The sequence below is a fragment of the Ruegeria sp. BC5 genome, from assembly GCF_056539205.1.
Genome location: NZ_JBQFUN010000001.1, coordinates 669378 through 690109, shown reverse-complemented (window position 1 = coordinate 690109; position 20732 = coordinate 669378). Strand labels below are relative to the sequence as shown.

The following is a 20732-nucleotide window of genomic DNA, read 5'->3' as shown; positions in this document are numbered from 1 at the left end:
ATTATAACAGTTTCGTGATGGTGCAAGCTGTGGCAGTGCCTCTGAAATTCCACCTAAAAGGTACAAGCGACCGCCCAAATCATATTGGCTCAAATAAGTTGTATACCTTATTGGTAATAAATAGTTTTTTAGAGATAAATTGATTGTTCCCGAAGTTGGCAAACGAACTTTAGCACACCGATCAACGGCACCGTTCTGGCCAATCACGCCCACTGTCACAGCAAGAACGACACGCAAAACGAACCGAGGAGATTCCCTTAACCAGAGCGTCGTTTCGCTAAGGAGTGATGATTACCTTTCCGTCTCTCTTTGTCAGAGCGTTCGCCAAGCTTGACACCACATCTTTTAAGGTGAGCCGTTTTGAAATGTCGGTTTTCCATCGTCCGTCAGCGAAACGGGCCTGAACTTCCGCCACAACCCGCGCCTGATCAGCGGGTGGCGTGGATGTAATCCAATTGGTCAACCAGAACCCTTCAATCTGTTTTCCCAAAAAGATGAGCTGACCAGCCTGTGTTAAAGTCGGTAGGTCGGGGCTGAGCTTTCCGTAGCAGATCCAGCGGGCATGGTTGGGCATAGAACAGAAAATCTGCTCGGACAGTTGGTCGGCCACCGCATCTAGAAAAACACGGGGTTTCAAACCCTTGCTAAGGTTAGCGAATTTTATAACAACATCTGGATCGGTGGTCACTAACACGTCCGATGCGCCAAGTTCCATTAGGGTGCCCACGGTTTCTGCCCGGCGGACCAAGGCAATCGGTTTCAAGCCGAGATCGCGTCCGAGGCCACACATCAGTTTGCCCAACTGACTGGTCGCTGCCGAAACGACAAACGCCTCTCCAGTTGTGCGCGCGATGTCGACCATTGCCATTGCTGTAAGAGGATTCACGATCTGAGCTGCACCATCCTCGTCGGAAATCTCGGGGCGCAGCGAAATGCACATTATCGCCGGGGCCAGTACGTATTCTGCCCACGCGCCGGAACCCGCAGTGACAAAGGAAACCCGCTGACCGCGCAATGCTTCGGCACCAGAACCGGTTGCGACGACATCTCCACACCCTTCGAATCCAGCCGGGGCACCTTTGACGCGCGGCTGCCCATATTCACCTTTGATGAAGTGGATGTCGGACGGATTGACCGAGGCCGCACGTAGTTTGATCAGAACTTGTCCGGGACCGGGCTCGGGTACGGGCAGTTCCACCTCGGCCAACCAATCCCCGGCGCTGTCGATATAAGGGCCAGTGGCTTCACCGGAATATCCGTCTTGTGTCAGAACGGTTGCGAACATGGTCGCGGGCAAGGTAGTCATGGACGTTCCTTCCGAATGAGCGGCGCAGCATTAAAGAATTTGAGTTGCGTTCTGCTGGATCGCAACCAATCAAATGCAATGTGGAAGACCAATCGACACGCAAGATGACGTGATTGGAATAATGATTACGCCAAAAGAGGACGGGCTGCCCCGAATGGCAGCCCGCCAAGTTTCACTGTCCTGACAGCAGATTGCTGAGTTCTTGGATCTTTGTCGCGATCGTTTCAGGCGATGCTTTGATATCGTCCAGAATTTGGATGGCTTGTGTTTTAAGGTTCTGCGCCAGATCGCTTTCCTGAACCGAGGCGACCAACGTGTCATAGTCAAAATTATCAAGGGTCAGTGTGCCGTCTTCAATCCATGAATTTAGTAGATCCTGGCCCTGAGTTGCCAAGGCGGCAACTTGATCACTGGCCTGATCAGCCAGATCCGTGGCTGTTTGCCCTGCTTGTTCAGCCGCATCTGAGGCCTGTTCCGAGATGGAGGACGCGGCCTCACTGGCTTGCTCGGTCACAGAGCTTGCCGCTTCGCTAACAGCCTCAGAAGCGTCCTCTGCCGCCGATTGCAATTGTTCGGCGGGTGTGGGGTCTGGTTGGGTCGTGTAAAAATAAATTCCTGCGCCAGCGGCAATGATGACCACGGCCAATATGATAGTACGCGACATGTGTCTCTCCTTTGGAAAATGTGTCGCCGAGATGGGTCAAAATTACCCGAGTTCAAAGGGGAAATCCCGGAAATTCTTTTCAAATCCGTGGATTGAGCCATGCTATGCCTATCCGCGAAGAGCGAGCGGCAATAACACGCCGCCATACATTTAGATGCGCGGTTTCACGGCTCAGCATACGGATTCGTCCGTTTTAAAGGGCGATTGGAAGCTCAAGCGTGATGCTTGCTCCTTTTTCGACTTGGTTGATCGACACCGATCCCCCATGCCGTTGAGCCACGGCTGAAACGATTGACAACCCCAACCCGCTGCCTTCGGAATAGTCCAGTTGCGAAAACCGACTGAAGGCCGCTTCGCTTTGATCGGGCGAAAGGCCCGCTCCGTCATCCGCTACGGTTACACTGACCGCGCCTTCGTCACGCTGCAGCACAACAGAAATTCGGCTCAACTTGGTGCCGCCGTGCTTTACTGCGTTGTCCAAAAGGTTCTTCAGGGCCTCAGTTAAAAACACCCGATCACCGGACACCATGATCGCCGCCTCGGGCATCGTAACGTCAAACTCGATACCCTTCGCCAGGATGTGAACACCCATCTCGGCACAGGCTTCTTCCACAACCAAGCGGAAATCAATCTCATCCATTTGATCCTGGTGCGTCGGTTGCCTGAGCCTTTCAAGTGACAACAGTTGTTCGGCCACCGTTGCCGAGTTCTTTGCGGCTGACACAAGCTCGTGGATGCGTTTTTCTCGGTCTTCATCCGTTTTCGCATCCCGAAGCGCCTCGGCCATCGACTGGACTGCGGCCGCCGGATTCCGCAACTGATGAGCTGCTTCGGATATGAAAACCTGATGGGCGTTGATGCTGTGTTCGACCTGCCCAAAGAGCCGGTTCAAGGTCTTCACAACACCTTGCACTTCGTCCGGGACAGGACGCTTAATCTCACTTAAGTCATCTGGCGAACGAAGGTCGATTGCGTCCTGCAAATCCAGCAATGGTCTCAGGCCACGCGCCACGCCGAACCATACCACAACAGCCAAGGTGGCCAGCAGGATGCCCATGACAATTCCGGCGCGAATGGACAGTTCATTGGCAAATGCGTTGCGATCCGCCATCCGTTGCCAAACCGTGACCGTCGCATCACCAACAAGATTTTCCAAGGTCACACGTTCTGTCATCTTTAAAACGCGCACCGGTTCATCGCGGTAGATCGCTTCGAAAAACTGTGGCTTGTACACCTCTTGCACCGACGAGTTCGCGGATGCCGGAGGGTAGGCATAACCCGTCACGTAAATGCCGCCGGGGCCAGTCACATGATAGAAGATCTCACCGCCCGATGCGTCGCGGATCAGACTGCGTGTGGTGGGCGACAACGCATCACCGCCCGAAATCGCCACATCACGCGAAATTGCCAGGCCAGCTGAGAGTAGACTGTCGTCAAAAAGCTCCTGAGCGGTCTTCTGGGCAACCATAAAACGCCAAAACCCAAGCAGCACTGCAAGCAGCACCAAAGGTGTCAGGATAAGAATGAACAGCCTTAGCCTGAGCGAGCCGTGGTTAATCACTTCTGCACCTCAAGCAGATACCCCAGACCGCGGGCTGTCTTAATCTTTATACCTAGGTTTTGAAGGCGCTTTCGCAGTCGCGACACATGAGGTTCAACAGCCGAAACCTCGACATCCGCCCCTACACCATAGACGTAATCAGTTAGTTGGCTTTTGGGAACGATCCTGCCCCGACGCTCCAACAGGCATTCCAGCACCGCTATTTCCCGTCGCGGAATATCCATCACCTCACCCTTAACGCTGACCTGACGAGCAGTGCGGTCGAACTCTAGGCTGCCGATGCTTTCCCGCGCTCCGTAATCAAGCTGTTTGCGGCGTGAAAGCGCCCGAATGCGTGCCTCCAACTCGTCCATTTCGAAGGGTTTGACCAGATAATCATCGGCCCCCATGTCCAAACCAGACACCCGGTCGCTTGTCTCAGTGCGTGCTGTCAGCAGAATTACGGGCGCACTGTCTCCACGGTTGCGCAGCGACTTCAGGATTTCCAATCCGGACCGACCTGGCAGGTTGATGTCCAGAACGATCAAGTCCGCGCTTTCCTGTTCAAGATACAGGTCCGCTGCGTCGCCGTCGGTCAGTACATCTGCTGCATGTCCGCGGTCTCGCAGACGATAGGCAATTGCGTTGGCAAGGGGTTCATTATCCTCGACGATGACGATCCGCATCGGGTCTCCTGCAAGTTTCGCGCAAGGTTGGCACTCCATGATTGCCAGATGGGAGGGGGAATCAACCCCACAGTTCTATTTACGATCATGGTGGCGCGACAGTCGCTGGCATGGTTGTCTGGTCAACAGGGAGGAACCAATGGCCATTTCCAAATTCACCCGTCGCGCCGTCGTGGGGCTGATTGCCTCCGCCGGTCTCACGGCACCCGCCGCAGCCGAGGTCGACTTCTCAGGCAAGACTATCGAATGGGTCATCCCGTTCTCGGAAACGGGCGGTTCGGCCAAATGGGCCAATTTCTTTGCACCACTTCTGTCCGAGGCTCTGCCAGGACAGCCAACCGTGGTTGTTAAGTTCATGCCAGGCGCAGGTTCGACCAAAGGTGCCAACTGGTTCCAGGAACAGGCGCACGATGATGGAACTTTGCTGTTCGGCACCTCGGGTTCGACACAATTCCCGTATCTGCTGAGCGATCCGCGCGTCCGCTATGAATACAATGATTGGATTCCGGTGATGGCGTCCGGCACCGGCGGTGTCGCTTATCTGAACGCCGAGGACGGCGCCAAGTTTGATGGTTCCGCAAATGCACTGAAAGATACCAACTTCATTTACGGTTCGCAGGGCGCGACCCGGCTGGACCTCGTGCCGCTTTTGGCATGGCAAATGTTGGGTATGAATGTTGAGCCGGTATTCGGCATCAAGGGGCGCGGCGACGGCCGACTGATGTTTGAGCGCGGTGAAGCCAATATCGACTACCAGACGTCGTCCGGGTATCTGGGCGGTTCGGCACCGCTGGTCGAGGCCGGTCAGGCCGTGCCAATGATGACATGGGGCGCACTGGACGCTGACGGTAACATCGTCCGCGACCCGACCTTCCCGGACATTCCGACCTTTAAAGAGGTTTGCGAGGCCACTGATGGTTGTGAAACCAGCGGCGAGGCCTGGGACGCATGGAAAGCCTTCTTCGTTGCTGGTTTCCCGGTACAGAAACTGGCCTTTCTGCCGGGCGACACACCGCAGGAAGTGGTCGATGCTTATACCGCCGCATTTCAGGCTGTGACCGAGCGCGGGGATTTTGCCGATATCTCGTCCAAGCGCGTTGGGAAATATCCGGTTTTCGTCGGTGACGGTTCTAAGTCGGCACTGCAGACGGCAACCAATGTCGACGACAATGCCAAGGAATATGTCCTGAATTGGCTGAAAGAAGCCTATGGCGTCGAGCTGAACTAAGCCGATAAGCCGCAGCGCGCGCCTGTAACGAAGGGCGCGCGCTTTTCCATACACAATACAATTTATGAAAGGCGGCCGCTATGGAGGTTTTCGCCACCGCTCTTCCTGCGCTTGGAGAGGCGTGGGGTCTGATCCTGCAACCCATCGTTCTGGGATACCTAATATTGGGTGTTGTCATGGGGCTGGCCGTAGGGGTTTTTCCTGGCCTCGGTGGAATAGCCGGTCTTTCCCTGTTGCTGCCATTCATGTTCGGCATGGACCCGATCCTGGGGCTGGCGCTGATGATCGGGATGGTCGCAGTTGTGCCCACTTCGGACACGTTCGCATCTGTCTTGATGGGTATTCCCGGCAGCTCTGCTTCGCAGGCCACGGTGCTGGACGGGTTCCCCATGGCGAAAAAGGGCGAGGCAGCGCGGGCCTTGTCAGCGGCCTTTTCGTCTTCGTTGTTTGGCGGGCTCGTTGGCGCGACCTTCCTGACCATGTTCATTCTGATCGCGCGACCAATCGTGCTGGCCTTCGGTCTGCCCGAGATGCTGATGATCACCATTCTCGGCCTGTCGATGGTCGCTATTCTGGCGGGGCGCATTCCACTGAAAGGTATCGCTGCCGCGGGTTTGGGCCTGATGGTCGGCACCATCGGTGAGGCCGATGCGGGCGGATCGCTGCGGATGGCGACTTACGACATTCCTTATCTGACAGACGGTCTGAAACTGGTCATCGTGGGCTTGGGTATTTTTGCCGTCCCCGAAATCGTCTCCTTGCTGCGACAGGATCGATCTATCGCCAAGGGGGCCTCGCTGGGGGCTGGATGGCTGGATGGTGTAAAGGATTGGGCTGCGAATATCTGGCTGTCGGTCCGGTGTTCGATCATCGGTGTGGTTGTCGGTGTCATCCCCGGCCTCGGAGGTTCGGTCGTCGACTGGATCGCCTATGGCCACTCGGTGCAAACCACCAAGGACAAGAGCAACTTTGGCAAGGGCGAAGTGCGCGGGGTCATTGGCCCGGAAAGCTCGAACAACGCGAAAGAGGGTGGTGGGCTTGTTCCTACTCTGCTGTTTGGTATTCCCGGTTCGGGATCGATGGCGATTTTCATCGGTGCAGTTGCATTGTTGGGGTCTGGCGACATTGAGGTTGGCCCGAGCATGCTCAAGGACAATCTCAACATTACCTATTCCATCGTCTGGCTGTTGGCGTTGGCCAACGTCGTTGGAACCATTCTGTGTATCGCCGCTTCGGGCGGTATCGCCAAACTGACAACCATCCGCTTCACCTATCTGGCGCCGTTCCTGTTCATGCTGATCAGCTTTGCGGCCTTTCAGTCTGGTCAGAATTTCGAAGATCTTCTGGCCTTGTTTGTCATCGGTCTGATTGGCATCTTCCTGCGCCGTTTCGACTGGTCGCGCCCGGCTTTCCTGATCGGTTTTGTCCTGTCAAACCCGGTTGAGAAGTTCACCAATCAGGCGTTCCAGATCGCCTCTTTCCGGTTCCGCAAAAGCTTTGGTGAGGGGATGGAGTACGTGTTCAGCCCAATTGTCATCGTGCTGATCGTGGTTACGGTTGTTTCGATCATTCTAGGTATTCGACAAGCCAAGTTGATCATGGCAGAGGGTGACGTTCAAGCAGGCACCAAACGTGCGCCGCTGATCTTCCTGCTGGTGATCATGGCCTATCTGATCGTCGCTTTGGTGAACGCCAATATGATCCCCGACTACAACATGACCGACAAGATCATCCCGCTGGTGATCGGCAGCGTGTCTTTGTTCTGTTGTGTTGTATTGCTGATCCAGATGATGCGGCGGCCCGAGGGTGATCCAATCTTTGCCGACAAAGAGATCGCCGGCGAGGACGCGAGCGCGCCTCACGGCCTCTGGTCTACGTTGGCATGGTTCGCCAGTCTGATCGCGGCCACGTGGGTTGTTGGTTTCATCCTCGCCTTACTTGGGTTCCTGATCGCCTTCTTTCGCATTCGTTCCGGGGCGGACTGGCGGTTAACTCTGATCCTGACCGCCTGCGGCATTGGCTTCATGTGCTTCATGGCAGGTGCTCTGAACCGGGATTTCCCGCCGGGTCTACTGCAAGACATGGTCAGCTTGCCATGGCCACTGAAGTAAGCGGTCCAATGATGCCCGACCTGATGAACAACACGCAGCACGGGGCTGAATTCACAAAAAATCTCACACGGTTTGTAAAGGACGGTTCGCTATGACCCAGACAGCAATCCCGTATATTTTCATGCGTGGCGGCACTTCGCGGGGGCCTTATTTCCGCCGCTCTGATCTGCCCGAAGATCGGGACAGGTTGGCTGACGTTCTGGTCGCGGCCCTTGGGGCAGGGCAATCAATCAACATCGACGGGATCGGTGGTGGCACAGCGGTGACCACAAAGGTTGCAATGCTGTCTGTCAGCGACGATGACTGGGCCGATATCGACTATTTCTTCGCGCAGGTATCGGTTGAAGAGAAGTTTGTCGATTTCAAACCCACCTGCGGCAACATCCTGTCCGGCGTCGCTCCGGCTGCAATCGAAATGGGTTTGTTCCAGCCAAAAGGTGATGTGACGGAGGTTCGCATTCGCGCAGTCAACACAGGTGCCCGTGTTGTAGCCAAAGTGCAGACGCCGGGGGGTGAGCTGGTCTATGAAGGCGATGCAGAAATCGCCGGAGTACCCGGGCAATCAGCGCCGATACAACTTAGTTTCATGGGGGTTGTAGGATCAGCCACTGGTGCATTTTTGCCCACCGGAAACCTGCGCGATGCAGTGCAGGGGATTGAGGTGACCTGTATGGATGTTGCCATGCCAATGGCCATCGCGCGGGCCTCAGATTTCGGCCTGACAGGGTATGAAAGCGTTGATGAGTTGGATGCCAACCGCGGTTTCTTTGACCGGATGGAGGCGGTTCGGATCGAAGCCGGAAAATTGATGGGCATGGGGGACGTGTCAAAATCAGTGACACCCAAATTTGGCCTTGTCGCGCCCGCAAAGAAAGGTGGAACCCTAGCAATTCGGTATTTCATGCCGTGGAAGACTCATCCGACCATGGCTGTTACCGGCGCACAATGTATGGCGTCTTGCGCTTTGACACCCGGAACAGTCGCCGACAGTCTGTTGGATCGACCCGAGGCAAGCCCGGCTGATGTTGTGCTGGAACATGCATCAGGCAACATCGACGTGTTGGTGGACTTTTCAAATGGCCAGGAGTTCAAAGTCAACTCAGCAGGTCTGGTGCGGACCGCGCGGAAGTTGGCGGATGGACATGTCTATGTGCCGGAATCTGTATGGAACGGGAGTTGAAATAGGGATCATAATTAGGTATACTACGGTATACAATTTAAGGATGCCGCGATGGATGACTATTCTGAATGCCTTGATATTGCGCGTCAGGAACTCAGGTTGGCGCAGGCGGCCCTAAGACGGGACATGGCGGAATACCCAACACCGATCGCCGGATGCGATGAGCAGTTCAACCATTTACTTGATCAAAGCGAACGCGTTCGAAATGCGCTTGCCGCACTCGACGCGCAGCATTTTGTGCCGACACCAAGAAAGCTGACAACAGGGCAGGGTTTAGAAAGCCGATGAAGGTTCACATTCTGGATGATTGGTTTGATACGCTGCAGGGTCTGCCCTGTTTTGGGAAGCTTTCCAAACATGACGTGAAGGTCTGGACCGATCATGTCGAAGACACCGACGAACTGGCCGCGCGCTTGCATCAGGCTCAGGCGCTGGTGCTGTTTCGCGAACGCACCAAAATCAGTCGCGCCTTGATTGAAAAACTGCCCAACCTGAAACTTATCAGCCAGCGCAGCGTGTACCCCCATGTCGATGTGCAGGCATGCTCGGACCACGGCGTACTGCTGTGTTCGAACATGCATGGCGGGACGCCCTCATATGCCGCTGCCGAACTCACCTGGGCGCTGATCATGGCCGGAATGCGCGATTTACCTGCACAGATAGCCTCGGCCAAGGCGGGGCATTGGCAGGCCGGAGTAGGCAAAACACTGAGGGGGCGGCAATTGGGCCTTTATGGCTATGGCCGTATTGCCCGCGCCGTCGCTGGTTATGCCGAGGCGTTCGGTATGAACGTCGTCTGGTGGTCTTCGGACGAAGGCCGGGCACGGGCGCAAGCAGATGGAGTACAGGTCGCGCCCGACCGCGACGCGTTCTTTGCCAACAGTGACGTCGTCTCGATCCATGTGCGCCTGAAACCAGACACGCATGGGATAGTCACGGCGTCAGATTTCGCGCAGATGCAATCAGACGCGCTGTTTGTGAATACATCCCGTGCAGGGCTAATTGTTCCCGGTGCGTTGCTTGACGCGTTAAACGCGGGTCGTCCTGGTAAGGCCGCAATTGATGTCTTTGATACAGAGCCCCTTACAGATCCGAATGATCCGTTGCTGTCGCATCCCAACCTGATCGCAACCCCGCATATCGGTTTCGTCACCGAAGATGAGTTCGACCTGCAATTTGCCGACATCTTCGATCAGGTTAACGCCTATGCCGAGAATGCTCCGATTCACATGATCAATCCCGAGATTTGGACCAACGCAAGATAAGATTGGCCGCGATGGGCGCCCCAATGATCACCAGAACGATCCGCGTCAGGTGGTGGGTGATCACAAAGCCAAGATCTGCCCCCGAAACGATGGCTAGAACCGTCATTTCAGCCTGTCCGCCGGGTGCGAAAGCAAGAAATGCCTCAACCGGCTGACCCAAGCCCAGTGTGGTGACGACAGCAGTAAAGGCGGCCGCAAGTATGGCTAGCACGACGACATAGGCAAAGCCCGCTGCCACAACCCTGCGCAATTCAACCCATGTGACGCCAACAAATTTCACACCGATCCCGCAGCCGATAAAGAACTGCGCCGCAAGGATGGCCTCGCGCGGCGGGCGGGTATGAATGAAGTCCCCCAGAGACAACGCCGCAGTCAGTATCATTGGTCCCAGTATGGACGCGCCGAACAGGCCGATCCGTTCGCCGCCTTTCCAGCCGACAAAGGCCGCCAGAACCATAAGCGCCAGTTCATGCAAGGGCAGGTCGCGGGCAGGCTCTCCGATTGGGTTGGTGAGTTGTGCGTCGTAAAACACGGTTAAAAACAAAGGGGCCAGCGTCACGATGATCAGCACGCGCGTGCCATGGATCAGGGATAGGGTACGCGGGTTTGCCCCGGCTTCGGAACCGAAGATGATCATGTCCTGCAATCCACCGGGCATAGCCGCGTAGAAAGCGGTTGTGGTGTCAAAGCCCCAGACATTTCGAAAGAATGGCACCCCAACCAGCGCGATCAAAAGGATGAAGAACGGGATCAGCGCGATCGATGCTGCCATCTTTGGCAATTCAACAAACAGGGCCGGTGTAATAGACGCCCCAACCGCCACACCCAATATTGTGCGAGCCGCGACTGAGACCTGACCGAAACCCGCCATGGGGGCATGAGCCAAGGCAGCAATCAGACAAGCGCTCATTGGGCCGAATAGAAAGGGCAACGGCAAGCTCAATGCCCAGAATACTCCCGTTCCCAATACTGCAAGGCCGAGTGTTACGGCCCGTCTTAACAACAGTGAAGATGTCTTTAACTGGTCGGACAAGGGAAGAATTCCGGCGTTGTTGACTCACTTTGTATCCATTTGTATACATCAGAACACACAATGACAAGAGAGCCCGCAATGACAATTCAGGACGACCCTTTCCAGCCCGGTCCGCAAGGAAATTCCGCCTATAGGCGTTTGCTGGAAGAAATTCGCGAAGGCTCGCTTTTGCCGGGCGAACGCCTGCGCGAGGTCGAGTTGTCCGAACGATTAGGCGTCAGCCGTACCCCCGTGCGTGAGGCGATCCGGCAACTTGAGGCCGATGGCCTTGTCACCCATGTTCCCCGGCAGGGCGCGACCGTTCGAAGTCTGGATTACGCCGAGATCATGGAGCTCTATGAAATGCGCGCGGTGTTGGAAGGTACCGCAGCCCGGCTGGCAGCTCGCGCGGCGTCAGAAGTCGAGCTGGATGAGCTGGACGTGCTGACAGACCGGCTGGCCGAAGCGGGCACCGGTACAGATACGGCACGGATTAACAGAGTTTTTCACGCCACTTTGCTTGACGCGGCCAAGAACCGGTTTTTAACGAAATCCATGCTGTCGCTTCAAAAGGCGCTGTTGATCCTTGGGCCATCGCAACTGTTGGATGGTGACAGGGCTGAGGCGGCAGTGGCCGAGCATCGACGCATCATGATCGCGTTGAAGGCCCGTGATGGTGCTGCGGCCGAGACGGAAATGCGTGCGCATATTCAGGCGGCGCAACGGATGCGGATACGTGCGTTGCAGGAACGCGACCGCACAATTGACGAAAGCCAGTAGGTAGTCAGGACATGCCTCCCCAAAATGAAGCTTACGATATCGCTGTGATTGGCGGCGGCAATGCTGCCCTCTGTGCCGCGATGACCGCTGCCGAGGCAGGCGCCCGAGTTCTGATCCTTGAAACGGCACCAAAACCGTATCGCGGAGGAAACTCTCGCCACACGCGTAATTTCCGCTGCATGCACAGATCTCCTCTTGGTCCACTTATCGAAGAATACAGCGAAGACGAATATCTCTCGGATTTGATGAAAGTCACCGGCGGAAAGACCGATGAGCATCTGGCCAGGCTGGCAATCCGTTCTTCAGAAGAGTGCCTAACGTGGATGCAGGAACATGGGGTTCGCTTTCAGCCATCATTGTCAGGAACGCTGTCTTTGGCACGGACTAACGCATTCTTCATGGGGGGTGGCAAGTCGTTGGTGAATGCCTACTACCGCACTGCGGCTAGTCTGGGCGTTGATGTGCTTTATGAGGCTGCAGTTACACATCTGGAACTGAACGGTAACCGGATCGAGTGGGTCGATTACACTTTTGAAGGCCAGTCGCATCGCATTACACCCAAAGCAGTGATTGTCGCCTCGGGCGGGTTTCAGGCCGATACCGATTGGCTTACGCGTGCCTGGGGTGAGCCAGCAAAGAACTTTTTGATCCGGGGAACGCCCTATAACCGGGGTGTGGTGTTGGCAGACCTTCTGGATCAAGGCGTCGAGAGCGTTGGAGATCCGACTCAATGTCACGCCGTTGCCATCGACGGACGCTCGCCGAAATTCGATGGCGGGATTGTCACTCGTCTTGATTGCGTGCCGTTTTCCATCGTTGTGAACAAAGATGCCGAACGGTTTTATGACGAGGGTGAGGACGTCTGGCCAAAGCGCTATGCGATCTGGGGACGACTTGTAGCAGCCCAACCGGATCAGGTGGGCTATGTGATTATCGATGCCAAATCGCTGAATTTGTTTATGCCGTCAGTGTTCCCGCCGTATAAGGCGGATACGTTGGAAGAATTGGCCGGGATGATGGACCTGCCAGCCGACAAGCTGACCGGGACTGTCAGCAAATTCAACGCAGCTTGTGGTGACACAACGGGCTTTCACCCAACTGAATTGGATGGTGTTACAACCTCTGGCCTGACACCGCCCAAGACCAACTGGGCCCGCCCGATCACCGAGCCACCGTTCTATGGTTATTCGCTACGCACTGGCGTGACCTTCACCTATCTGGGGTTCAAGGTAGACGATACCGCTCAGTGTTCGACCCCTGACGGAAAGATCAAAAACCTTTGGGCCGCCGGAGAAACCATGGCCGGATCGATCCTTGGACAGGGTTATCTGGCTGGCTTTGGCATGACCATAGGCACCGTTTTTGGACGCATCGCAGGACGTGAGGCCGCCGCTTATGCAAACTGAACTGATTCATGAGGCCCGTCGTCAGGCCGAAATTTGCAACGCCTGCCGGTATTGCGAAGGCTATTGCTCGGTTTTTCCTTCTTTGCATGCCGAACGCGCGTTTTCCGATGGGGATATCACGCAGCTGGCTAACCTGTGCCACAACTGCCGGGGTTGCTATTACGCTTGTCAGTACACAGCTCCGCATGAGTTCGACCTGAACCTGCCCAAAGCTTTGGCCGAGGTGCGGCGGAACAGCTGGGAATGCTTCGCCTGGCCGCAACCTCTGGCGCGTCGGTTACACACCCATGGTGGCACCATAGCCCTGGCGCTAGTAATTGGATATGCCATGCTGTTCTTGGCCATTCGCGCCATTGGATCGAGCGGAGGCGAGGGGTTCTATGCCGTCCTGTCGCATAATGCGATGGTCGCGATCTTTGCGCCTGCCTTCCTGCTGCCGCTCTTTAGTTTGGCCATAAGCCTAAGGCGCTATTGGGTCGAAATCTGCGGCAAACCTGTTCAAATTGCGGACGTGACAGCTGCTTTCAAGCGCGCAGGAAAGATGCAGGATCTTGCTGCTGGGCACGCAGAGGGCTGCAATTTTGAGGACGAAGACCGTTTCAGCCAAGCGCGGCGACACATTCACCAAGCTATAATGTATGGCTTCCTGTTGTGCTTTGCGTCAACTTCGATCGCAACAGTGATGCACTACGGCTTTGGCATGCATGCGCCCTATGGGTTCTGGTCATTGCCTAAACTGCTTGGGATTCCCGGTGGTGTTTCGCTGACAGTGGGGTGTGGCGCTATGGTGTATCTCAAACAAAAATCCGACCGCGATCTCGGTGACCCGATGGCGTGGGGAGGGGATATCGCCTTTACCCTGTTGCTTGGGTTTGTGGGGTTGAGTGGGCTCGGTCTTTATGCCCTCGGATCAACAACCATGATGCCAGCGCTGCTTGCCGTCCATCTTGGATCGGTCCTGACGTTCTTTGTTTTGATGCCGTATACCAAGATGGCGCACGGTTTTTACCGGCTTGCAGCTCTTGTCAGGGATGCGCAAAGGAAAAGAGTTTTGATGTCAAACAGTTAAAAACCAATCGCAGCCGGGCGTGGGACAAACCGTATCGCATCATTGGTCTGAGAGTACCGTGGCCAAGGGTGTCATGGCGAAGAGACAGGAAATCGAACCCTGGGTGGGCTTACACTCACAACGGTTTGCGAGATCTATTTCGACATCAAACGGAAGTCCTTGGATCGATACAACAAGGGCTTTGTGACGGCAAAAATAGTCAAGCACGGCGGGGAGGGCAGTCATTCGCGGCCATTGCATACGGCTATCAGTTTTAAAGATAAAGCAGGCAAACAGGCTATTACGAGTTTGAGAAAAACAGCGAGTAATTTGTCACCGACCGGAGAAGGCGACCATTGGGGCACACCGAATACGGTTGTAACCGTTGAAGCATCGCAGATGGCAGTTGGTGTTGAGATGTTACGGGCGGCGAAGTAAGCACTTTACCGCCCGTTACGCGGTCACGACCTCAGTCCACCGCAAGCTCCGTGATTTCGCGGCGGAATGGCAGGTCGTCACCAATGTCTTTACCGTCAAGCTCACGCGCATAGCGGTGGCCGGCATAGGTTGCCCAGGCGATTGGGCCCGGTGCGTTGGCATCCCCAATCAACTTGACCGACTTGATACCTGCATCCGCCCATTCGACCTCGCGGGCTTTCAGGTCATTGAAAACGGCGTTGTTTTCAAGGCGTGACGCCACCACCACAACCGCATCCGCCTCAATCTTCCAGGTTCGGTCAGTGTAGACGCAGTTCGAGACCACGTGATCCGGGTGGACTTCGGTGACACCCTGGTTGAGGACGATCTCGACACCTGCATCCACCAGTCGCGGGTGGATTGCGATTTGCTCGAGCGTGTTGTTCGTCCAGTCACTGACATAAGCCGACGGAGTAACCAGTGTCACCTGCGCACCGTTCTTGGCTAGAAGTTCGGCAAGAACGCCGCCCATGTAATAGTGGTCATCGTCATACACCACCACGCGGCCCGATGGGATTGTGCCACCCATCAGATCGTCCGGTGTATAAACCTTGGCGCCTTCGGCAATCGGCATTGGCACGACGTGCTGACGCGAGACCCCGTCCTTGCGCCATGTGGATCCCGTGGCGATGCAGACATTTTCAAAACCGAACTCCAGAATGCTCTCGGCACCCAACTCGCTTTCGCGATAGATTTCCACGTTCGGACGTTGGCTAAGTTGATAGTCGCGATAGTCCACGACACGGCCCCAAGCCGACAGCCCCGGAAGCAGACGTTCGCGGGCCACGCGACCGCCGATCACATCACGCGCCTCGGCCACGGCGACGTCATACCCCCGGCGACAAAGAGCCCAGGCAGCCTCAAGCCCGGCGGGGCCAGAACCTACGACAAGCACGTTCGAGCTATCCCCCTTGTCGTTCATCTTCTCCGGGTGCCAGCCTTTGCGCCATTCTTCCATGAAGGTCGGGTTTTGGGTGCAGCGGCTGATTGACATGGTCATATCGCCAGTGATGCAGATGTTACACCCGATACACTCTCGGATGTCCTCGATCCGGCCCTCTTCGATCTTTTTCGGCAGAAACGGGTCAGCGATCGACGGTCGGGCGCAGCCGATGAAATCCAGTGTGCCAGACTTGATCATCTTGGCCATAACATCGGGCGAAGTGAACCGTCCGACCCCAACGATCGGTTTTTCGGTCAATTCATGAATGCCACGCACCAGTTGTTCCTGGGCAGCCTCTTCTTTGAACCGCGAAGGGCCGGAGCAATCCTCCCAAGTACCCTGCGCAAGATCCCAGAGGTCGGGCAGGTCTTTGTTCATTTCGATGTAGTCACGCACCTCGGCATTCGAGAAACCCAGATCGCCAATGGTCTCGTCCAACGACACCCGAAGCGTGATCGCCATCGTATCGCCCACGGCGTCGCGCATATCGGCGATAACCTCCTGGCTGAAACGGGCGCGGTTTTCCAGTGAGCCACCATATTCGTCGCTGCGCTGGTTGGTTGCCCTGCTGAGGAAGTGTTGGAAGATACCAAACCCATGCGCGCCATACAGGCAGATCACGTCGAAACCTGCTTCTTTCGAGCGTTTTGCGGCATTCACGAACCACCGGCGCAAATCCTTGATGTCCTGCTTGTCCAATGCGCGTGCCTGCACCGGATCATTGGTAAAGGTCCGGATCGGCATGGCAGAAGGGGCCAGTGGCACCTCTTTGGTATAAAGGTTGGGACCGTTGATGCCTGAATAGGCAAGCTGAATGCCAGCCAGGGCACCATGGGTTTTCATGCGCTCGGACATCTTGCGCAATTGGGGGATGTCTTTGTCTTCCCAAAGGCGCAGCTCGATAAATGGGGTGATTTCAGATGTATGGTGCATTTCGCACTGTTCGGTGAAGATCACGCCCCAGCCACCCTCAGCCTTGATGCCTCGCATCGCAGCCGCCGCCGATGGGTCGCGATATCCACCACCGTTGCAGTGAGGCACCTGATAGAACCGGTTCTTGGCTGTTAGAGGACCGATTTTCGTCGGTTCAAACAGGATGTCATAGCGTGGATCGCGCATAGCTGGCTCCTTATGGATGGCTAAGATGATGAAGGGGCCGTGTCGCCCCAAAAGCGGGATTACAGACCAGCGGCGACTTCGGTGATGGCGTCTCGCAGGATGGCTTCGATACGGTCAATCATCGGCTCGTCCATGATCAGCGTCGGAGACAAGATGAGAACGTTGCCGAGCTGACGAGCAATCAGACCGCGTTTCTGACAAGCGCGTGCGACTTTCAGACCAACTTGCACCTCTGCCGGATGGCCTTCCTTTGTGTCGCGATCCTTGACGAATTCGACCCCCATCATGAAATGGCTGCCACGCACTTCGCCGACCATTTCGATATCGGTCAGGCCGCGCAGGTTGTTTTCAAACTGCTTCCCGGTTGTCTGCACACGCTTAGGAATTTCTTCACGCTCCATAATTGCGATATTGGTCAGACCCGCTGCCGCAGCTGCTGGATGGCCCGAATAGGTCATGCCGTGCAGGAACATTCCGTCGGGGCCTGAGATGACCTCATGAATATCGTCGGAAACGATCGTAGCAGACAGCGGCTGATAGCCTGAGGTCAGACCTTTGGCCGTGGTGATGACGTCGGGCACCATGTCAAACACGTCTTCTGATGCAAAGAAATGCCCAAGGCGACCAAAGGCGGTAACGACCTCATCAGCAACGTATTTGATGTCGTTGGCTTGACAGACCTGCCACGCGCGCTTGTGGTAACCAGCTGGCGCGGTCACGACACCACCCGCGCCCTGGATCGGTTCGGCGATGAAGGCACAGATGTTCTCGGCACCAATACGCTCAATGCTTTGCGTCAGATCGTCGATCAGGGCGTCGAGGAACTCGGCCTCGGTCATATCACCGCCTTCGCGCCAGTAATGGGGCGAGCGCAGATGATGCACCAATTCACTGGCCGCGTGCCAGCCTTCGGAATAACCGGGCGTGGTCATCGCCATCGCCAGATGGGTCGAGCCGTGATAGGCCCCGTGTCTTGACAGAACCAGTTTCTTTTCCGGCTTCCCTTTGCGGATATTGTAGTGATGCAGCATCCGAATGGCACTGTCATTGGCGACGGAACCGGAATTGCCAAAATACACGGCGTTCAAATGACCCGGTGCAAGTTGCGCAATCTTATCAGCCAGTGCTGCTGCTGCCGGGTGCGTGAAGTTGTAAAAGGTGGAATAATAGTCCAGCGTTTTCAGCTGATTGGAAATCGCCTCAATCATTTCATCATTGCCGTGGCCGATATTGACACACCACAACCCGCCGATGCCGTCGATCAGTTCATTGCCATCGCTGTCGTAAACATATGCGCCCTTTGCGCGCGAGATCACGGTGCGCGCGCCTTGTTGCTTAAGTGCGTTTAGATCAGCGAAGGACTGAATCAGGTGTTCGTCCTGTGCAAGAATGTCGAGTGTATCTTTGGCCATGATCAACCCCTTTGTTTTCGCGATGCAATTCCGCTGATCCGGTGAGGCTTGTTAGGAACCACCAACGTGTTGGCGACAGCATACCACCTATATTCATATCAAAGGTTACTTAGGCTGATTTGAGGGGTATATACCCCCAGGGGGGTATTCGAAATGTCAACTGTTGAAGCACCAGACGCTCTATCAGCCGCTATAATGGCAATAGGATCAGAAGGGTTCGGCGATGCGCTCTACAGGTGGCTGGATGCAACCTGTTCCTTCGACAACTTCGCAATCATCGCATTTTTTTGGCGCAGCAGCCCGATGGTACTAATGACCCATGCCCGCGACAGCCGCGTTTTTGAACGGATCGACAGCCACTATGTCAAAGGCGCTTATCTGTTGGATCCGTTTTATGGCCTGCATCAAAGCCGCGCGGCGGACGGTCTTTACAGATTGACCGATGTTGCCCCGGATCAGTTTCAACGGAACGAGTACTTTAAATCCTATTACACAAACACGACGTTGACGGACGAGCTGGCCTTTTACGCCGGTCTCAACCCCATGAGTTCGATCACCGTTTGTCTCGGCAGGGACGCAACCACCGCATCGCGTTTTTCCAGCAGGGATTTTGCCATCGCAAAAAATGTCGCGCCGATCGTCAATGCGCTGGTGAGAAGGAATTGGCCTGATCTGAAGCCCTCGAATGAAAAAAAGCCGGAAGATATCGTCGCGCAACTGCGTCAGCGTTTGTCTGTTGAACAAGATATCGGATTAAGTCCAAGGCAGGCGCAGGTGGCGTTGTTAATCCTGCAGGGTCATTCATCGATTTCTATTGGACTGACACTGGGTATCAGCCCTCAGACCGTCAAGGTTTTGCGTAAGCAACTCTACCGGAAATGTCATATCTCTTCGCAGGGTGAACTATACTATCTGATCGCGCCGTATCTGTCGGAAAGCGGACAACCGGCTGGGAAACAAGGGCAATTCCCGGCGGGTTAGTCAAAGCCTAATTAAGAGTAAGTTAGACAGTAATTTCGTCTGTTCCCAACTTGTGAAACCTTTACCCGGAAACGTGCAAAACGTGCTGGAGTGGCACAGGAAACGGAACGCCAAAGCGACCCTTGTTCGGTGTTGGTCGATGCGATGGCTCCGCTCTGATGTCTTCTGTTTTGAAAGTGCAAGGTCTTCGGCCCGTTGTGGTCGTTCGTCCGTCCAGGCAGCGCAAGATGCACGCGTACAACGACCATTTCAGGTCAATTCGAGACGCAGTAATAGGGAACCGACACATGTCCATTGAGAAAACGGATACGCTGGTTGTTGGCGGCGGGCAGGCGGGTATCGCGCTAAGCGAGCACCTTGGAAACAACGATGTGCCCCATATCATTCTGGAAAAGAACCGAACTGCCGAGGCGTGGCGCACCGGCCGTTGGGATGCATTGGTTGCGAATGGACCATGCTGGCATGACCGTTTTCCCAGCCTCCAGTTTAACGGGGATGACCCGGATGCGTTTGTGCCAAAGGACCGTGTCGCCGAATACCTGGTTGAATACGCAGAAATGGTGAACGCCCCAATCCGCGAGGGTGTTGAGGCACTGAACGCCGAACGGTTGCCCGGCGAAGGTGGGTTCCGTGTTAAGACAACCGCCGGTGAAATCCATGCCAAGCGCATTGTCGCCGCAACAGGCGCTTTCCAGCACCCGGTTATTCCGCCCATTGTGCCGGAAACGGCCGGCGTCGAGCAACTTCATTCCTTTTACTACAAAAACCCCGAGCAACTGCCCGAAGGGGCGGTGATGGTTGTGGGCGCCGGCTCGTCCGGTGCTCAGATTGCGGATGAGTTAAATCGCGCCGGTCGCAAGGTGTTCCTGTCTGTTGGTCCGCATGACCGGCCCCCGCGTCGCTATCGTAGCCGCGATAACGTTTGGTGGCTGGGCGTTCTGGGACTCTGGGATATGGCTGCACAGAAACCAGGTACTGAACACGTCACGATCTCGGTCAGCGGCGCGCATGGCGGCCACACGATGGATTTCCGCCGCTTGGGAAATGAAGGGGTGACCCTTACCGGGATGACTAAAAGCTTCGAGAACGGTATTCTCAGCTTTGCCGATGATCTCCAAGGCAACGTCGCTGCGGGCGATGCCAACTACCTTGAAATGCTGGACATGGCGGACGCCTATATCGCTCGTACTGGTATTGATTTGCCCGAAGAGCCAGAGGCACGAGAGCGGTTTGCTGATCCCGATAGCCTAACCAATCCCCTGACTTCAGTCGATTTTGCTAAGGAAGGCATCACGACAATTATCTGGGCGACAGGCTTCCGTCAGGATTTCAGTTGGATCAAGGCCGACGCCTTTGACGCCAAAGGCGCACCGATCCATCAGCGAGGTGTGTCTGTCGAGCCGGACATCTATTTTCTGGGCCTGCCATGGCAATCGCGACGCGGTTCAACCTTCATTTGGGGTGTCTGGCACGACGCGAAATACATCGCCGATCAGATCGCTATTCAACGCGCTTATGCCGAATACGACGGCGAAGCTGCGATCATCGCCTCCGCCGCGGCGGAATAAGTAGTC

Annotated in this window: 18 protein-coding genes; 11 read left to right on the top strand and 7 right to left on the bottom strand. The window is 55.6% G+C overall.

Features of this window, described 5'->3' with window-relative positions; genetic code table 11:
* Positions 1 to 277: 277 nt before the first annotated feature.
* From ACR0LY_RS03500 to ACR0LY_RS03485, 4 genes are all read right to left on the bottom strand, one after another.
* Positions 278 to 1306 carry an alcohol dehydrogenase catalytic domain-containing protein gene (locus tag ACR0LY_RS03500; protein ID WP_170348667.1) on the bottom strand — a complete coding sequence of 343 codons (1029 nt, stop codon included), beginning with the start codon at positions 1304 to 1306 and terminating at the stop codon, positions 278 to 280.
* A gap of 172 nt (positions 1307 to 1478) precedes the next feature.
* Positions 1479 to 1970, bottom strand: a complete 492-nt coding sequence (locus ACR0LY_RS03495; RefSeq protein WP_170348668.1) for a hypothetical protein — start codon at positions 1968 to 1970, stop codon at positions 1479 to 1481.
* A gap of 193 nt (positions 1971 to 2163) precedes the next feature.
* Complete coding sequence (locus ACR0LY_RS03490; protein WP_368040130.1) at positions 2164 to 3531, bottom strand: sensor histidine kinase; 1368 nt, start codon at positions 3529 to 3531, stop codon at positions 2164 to 2166.
* Positions 3528 to 4196, bottom strand: coding sequence for a response regulator transcription factor (locus ACR0LY_RS03485; RefSeq protein WP_170348669.1), 669 nt, complete (start codon positions 4194 to 4196; stop codon positions 3528 to 3530). The genes ACR0LY_RS03490 and ACR0LY_RS03485 overlap by 4 nt, the downstream gene beginning before the upstream one ends.
* Positions 4197 to 4335: 139 nt before the next feature.
* Between ACR0LY_RS03485 and ACR0LY_RS03480 the strand changes: the two genes are divergently transcribed.
* From ACR0LY_RS03480 to ACR0LY_RS03460, 5 genes are all read left to right on the top strand, one after another.
* Positions 4336 to 5424, top strand: coding sequence for a type 2 periplasmic-binding domain-containing protein (locus ACR0LY_RS03480; RefSeq protein WP_170348670.1), 1089 nt, complete (start codon positions 4336 to 4338; stop codon positions 5422 to 5424).
* Positions 5425 to 5504: 80 nt separating this feature from the next.
* Entirely contained in the window at positions 5505 to 7535 is a 2031-nt protein-coding gene (locus tag ACR0LY_RS03475) for a tripartite tricarboxylate transporter permease (protein WP_170348671.1), read from the top strand.
* Positions 7536 to 7626: 91 nt separating this feature from the next.
* A complete protein-coding gene (locus tag ACR0LY_RS03470; protein WP_170348672.1) occupies positions 7627 to 8715 on the top strand; it encodes a 4-oxalomesaconate tautomerase in 1089 nt (362 codons plus the stop codon).
* Between the two features lie 51 nt (positions 8716 to 8766).
* The gene (locus tag ACR0LY_RS03465) at positions 8767 to 9003 is read left to right on the top strand and encodes a hypothetical protein (protein ID WP_170348673.1); all 237 of its coding nucleotides are present in this window, start codon (positions 8767 to 8769) and stop codon (positions 9001 to 9003) included.
* Complete coding sequence (locus ACR0LY_RS03460) at positions 9000 to 9980, top strand: D-2-hydroxyacid dehydrogenase family protein (protein ID WP_170348674.1); 981 nt, start codon at positions 9000 to 9002, stop codon at positions 9978 to 9980. Before ACR0LY_RS03465 ends, ACR0LY_RS03460 begins: the two co-directional genes overlap by 4 nt.
* Here the strand turns inward: ACR0LY_RS03460 and ACR0LY_RS03455 are convergent.
* The gene (locus ACR0LY_RS03455; RefSeq protein ID WP_480640544.1) at positions 9949 to 10866 is read right to left on the bottom strand and encodes an AbrB family transcriptional regulator; all 918 of its coding nucleotides are present in this window, start codon (positions 10864 to 10866) and stop codon (positions 9949 to 9951) included. The two genes, ACR0LY_RS03460 and ACR0LY_RS03455, sit on opposite strands and share 32 nt — an antisense overlap.
* Positions 10867 to 11091: 225 nt before the next feature.
* Between ACR0LY_RS03455 and ACR0LY_RS03450 the strand changes: the two genes are divergently transcribed.
* The 4 genes from ACR0LY_RS03450 to ACR0LY_RS03435 all read left to right on the top strand — a co-directional run bounded on the left by ACR0LY_RS03450 (position 11092) and on the right by ACR0LY_RS03435 (position 14664).
* Positions 11092 to 11772: a GntR family transcriptional regulator gene (locus ACR0LY_RS03450; protein ID WP_170348675.1), complete on the top strand. Its 681-nt coding sequence runs from the start codon at positions 11092 to 11094 to the stop codon at positions 11770 to 11772.
* 11 nt (positions 11773 to 11783) lie between these two features.
* Entirely contained in the window at positions 11784 to 13178 is a 1395-nt protein-coding gene (gene tcuA, locus ACR0LY_RS03445; protein WP_170348676.1) for an FAD-dependent tricarballylate dehydrogenase TcuA, read from the top strand.
* Positions 13168 to 14247, top strand: coding sequence for a tricarballylate utilization 4Fe-4S protein TcuB (tcuB, locus tag ACR0LY_RS03440; RefSeq protein ID WP_170348677.1), 1080 nt, complete (start codon positions 13168 to 13170; stop codon positions 14245 to 14247). Before tcuA ends, tcuB begins: the two co-directional genes overlap by 11 nt.
* A gap of 159 nt (positions 14248 to 14406) precedes the next feature.
* Positions 14407 to 14664: a hypothetical protein gene (locus ACR0LY_RS03435; protein ID WP_170348678.1), complete on the top strand. Its 258-nt coding sequence runs from the start codon at positions 14407 to 14409 to the stop codon at positions 14662 to 14664.
* A gap of 31 nt (positions 14665 to 14695) precedes the next feature.
* Here ACR0LY_RS03435 and ACR0LY_RS03430 read toward each other — a convergent pair whose 3' ends face one another.
* Entirely contained in the window at positions 14696 to 16765 is a 2070-nt protein-coding gene (locus ACR0LY_RS03430) for an oxidoreductase (RefSeq protein WP_170348679.1), read from the bottom strand.
* A gap of 59 nt (positions 16766 to 16824) precedes the next feature.
* Positions 16825 to 18177 (bottom strand): aminotransferase class III-fold pyridoxal phosphate-dependent enzyme, encoded by a 1353-nt coding sequence (locus tag ACR0LY_RS03425; protein ID WP_170348680.1) that lies wholly within the window; start codon positions 18175 to 18177, stop codon positions 16825 to 16827.
* A gap of 195 nt (positions 18178 to 18372) precedes the next feature.
* On the opposite strand from ACR0LY_RS03425, the gene ACR0LY_RS03420 reads away from it, so the two are divergent.
* Positions 18373 to 19158 carry a helix-turn-helix transcriptional regulator gene (locus ACR0LY_RS03420; RefSeq protein ID WP_480567089.1) on the top strand — a complete coding sequence of 262 codons (786 nt, stop codon included), beginning with the start codon at positions 18373 to 18375 and terminating at the stop codon, positions 19156 to 19158.
* A 287-nt stretch (positions 19159 to 19445) separates the two neighbouring features.
* Complete coding sequence (locus tag ACR0LY_RS03415; RefSeq protein ID WP_170348682.1) at positions 19446 to 20726, top strand: flavin-containing monooxygenase; 1281 nt, start codon at positions 19446 to 19448, stop codon at positions 20724 to 20726.
* Positions 20727 to 20732 lie beyond the last annotated feature (6 nt).

Bases quoted from the DNA above. Each gene is read 5' to 3' on its own strand.
- ACR0LY_RS03500 (WP_170348667.1), bottom strand. From the start codon at position 1,306: ATGACTACCTTGCCCGCGACCATGTTCGCAACCGTTCTGACACAAGAC.
- ACR0LY_RS03495 (WP_170348668.1), bottom strand. From the start codon at position 1,970: ATGTCGCGTACTATCATATTGGCCGTGGTCATCATTGCCGCTGGCGCA.
- ACR0LY_RS03485 (WP_170348669.1), bottom strand. From the start codon at position 4,196: ATGCGGATCGTCATCGTCGAGGATAATGAACCCCTTGCCAACGCAATT.
- ACR0LY_RS03480 (WP_170348670.1), top strand. From the start codon at position 4,336: ATGGCCATTTCCAAATTCACCCGTCGCGCCGTCGTGGGGCTGATTGCC.
- ACR0LY_RS03475 (WP_170348671.1), top strand. From the start codon at position 5,505: ATGGAGGTTTTCGCCACCGCTCTTCCTGCGCTTGGAGAGGCGTGGGGT.
- ACR0LY_RS03470 (WP_170348672.1), top strand. From the start codon at position 7,627: ATGACCCAGACAGCAATCCCGTATATTTTCATGCGTGGCGGCACTTCG.
- ACR0LY_RS03465 (WP_170348673.1), top strand. From the start codon at position 8,767: ATGGATGACTATTCTGAATGCCTTGATATTGCGCGTCAGGAACTCAGG.
- ACR0LY_RS03460 (WP_170348674.1), top strand. From the start codon at position 9,000: ATGAAGGTTCACATTCTGGATGATTGGTTTGATACGCTGCAGGGTCTG.
- ACR0LY_RS03450 (WP_170348675.1), top strand. From the start codon at position 11,092: ATGACAATTCAGGACGACCCTTTCCAGCCCGGTCCGCAAGGAAATTCC.
- tcuA (WP_170348676.1), top strand. From the start codon at position 11,784: ATGCCTCCCCAAAATGAAGCTTACGATATCGCTGTGATTGGCGGCGGC.
- tcuB (WP_170348677.1), top strand. From the start codon at position 13,168: ATGCAAACTGAACTGATTCATGAGGCCCGTCGTCAGGCCGAAATTTGC.
- ACR0LY_RS03430 (WP_170348679.1), bottom strand. From the start codon at position 16,765: ATGCGCGATCCACGCTATGACATCCTGTTTGAACCGACGAAAATCGGT.
- ACR0LY_RS03425 (WP_170348680.1), bottom strand. From the start codon at position 18,177: ATGGCCAAAGATACACTCGACATTCTTGCACAGGACGAACACCTGATT.
- ACR0LY_RS03420 (WP_480567089.1), top strand. From the start codon at position 18,373: ATGGCAATAGGATCAGAAGGGTTCGGCGATGCGCTCTACAGGTGGCTG.
- ACR0LY_RS03415 (WP_170348682.1), top strand. From the start codon at position 19,446: ATGTCCATTGAGAAAACGGATACGCTGGTTGTTGGCGGCGGGCAGGCG.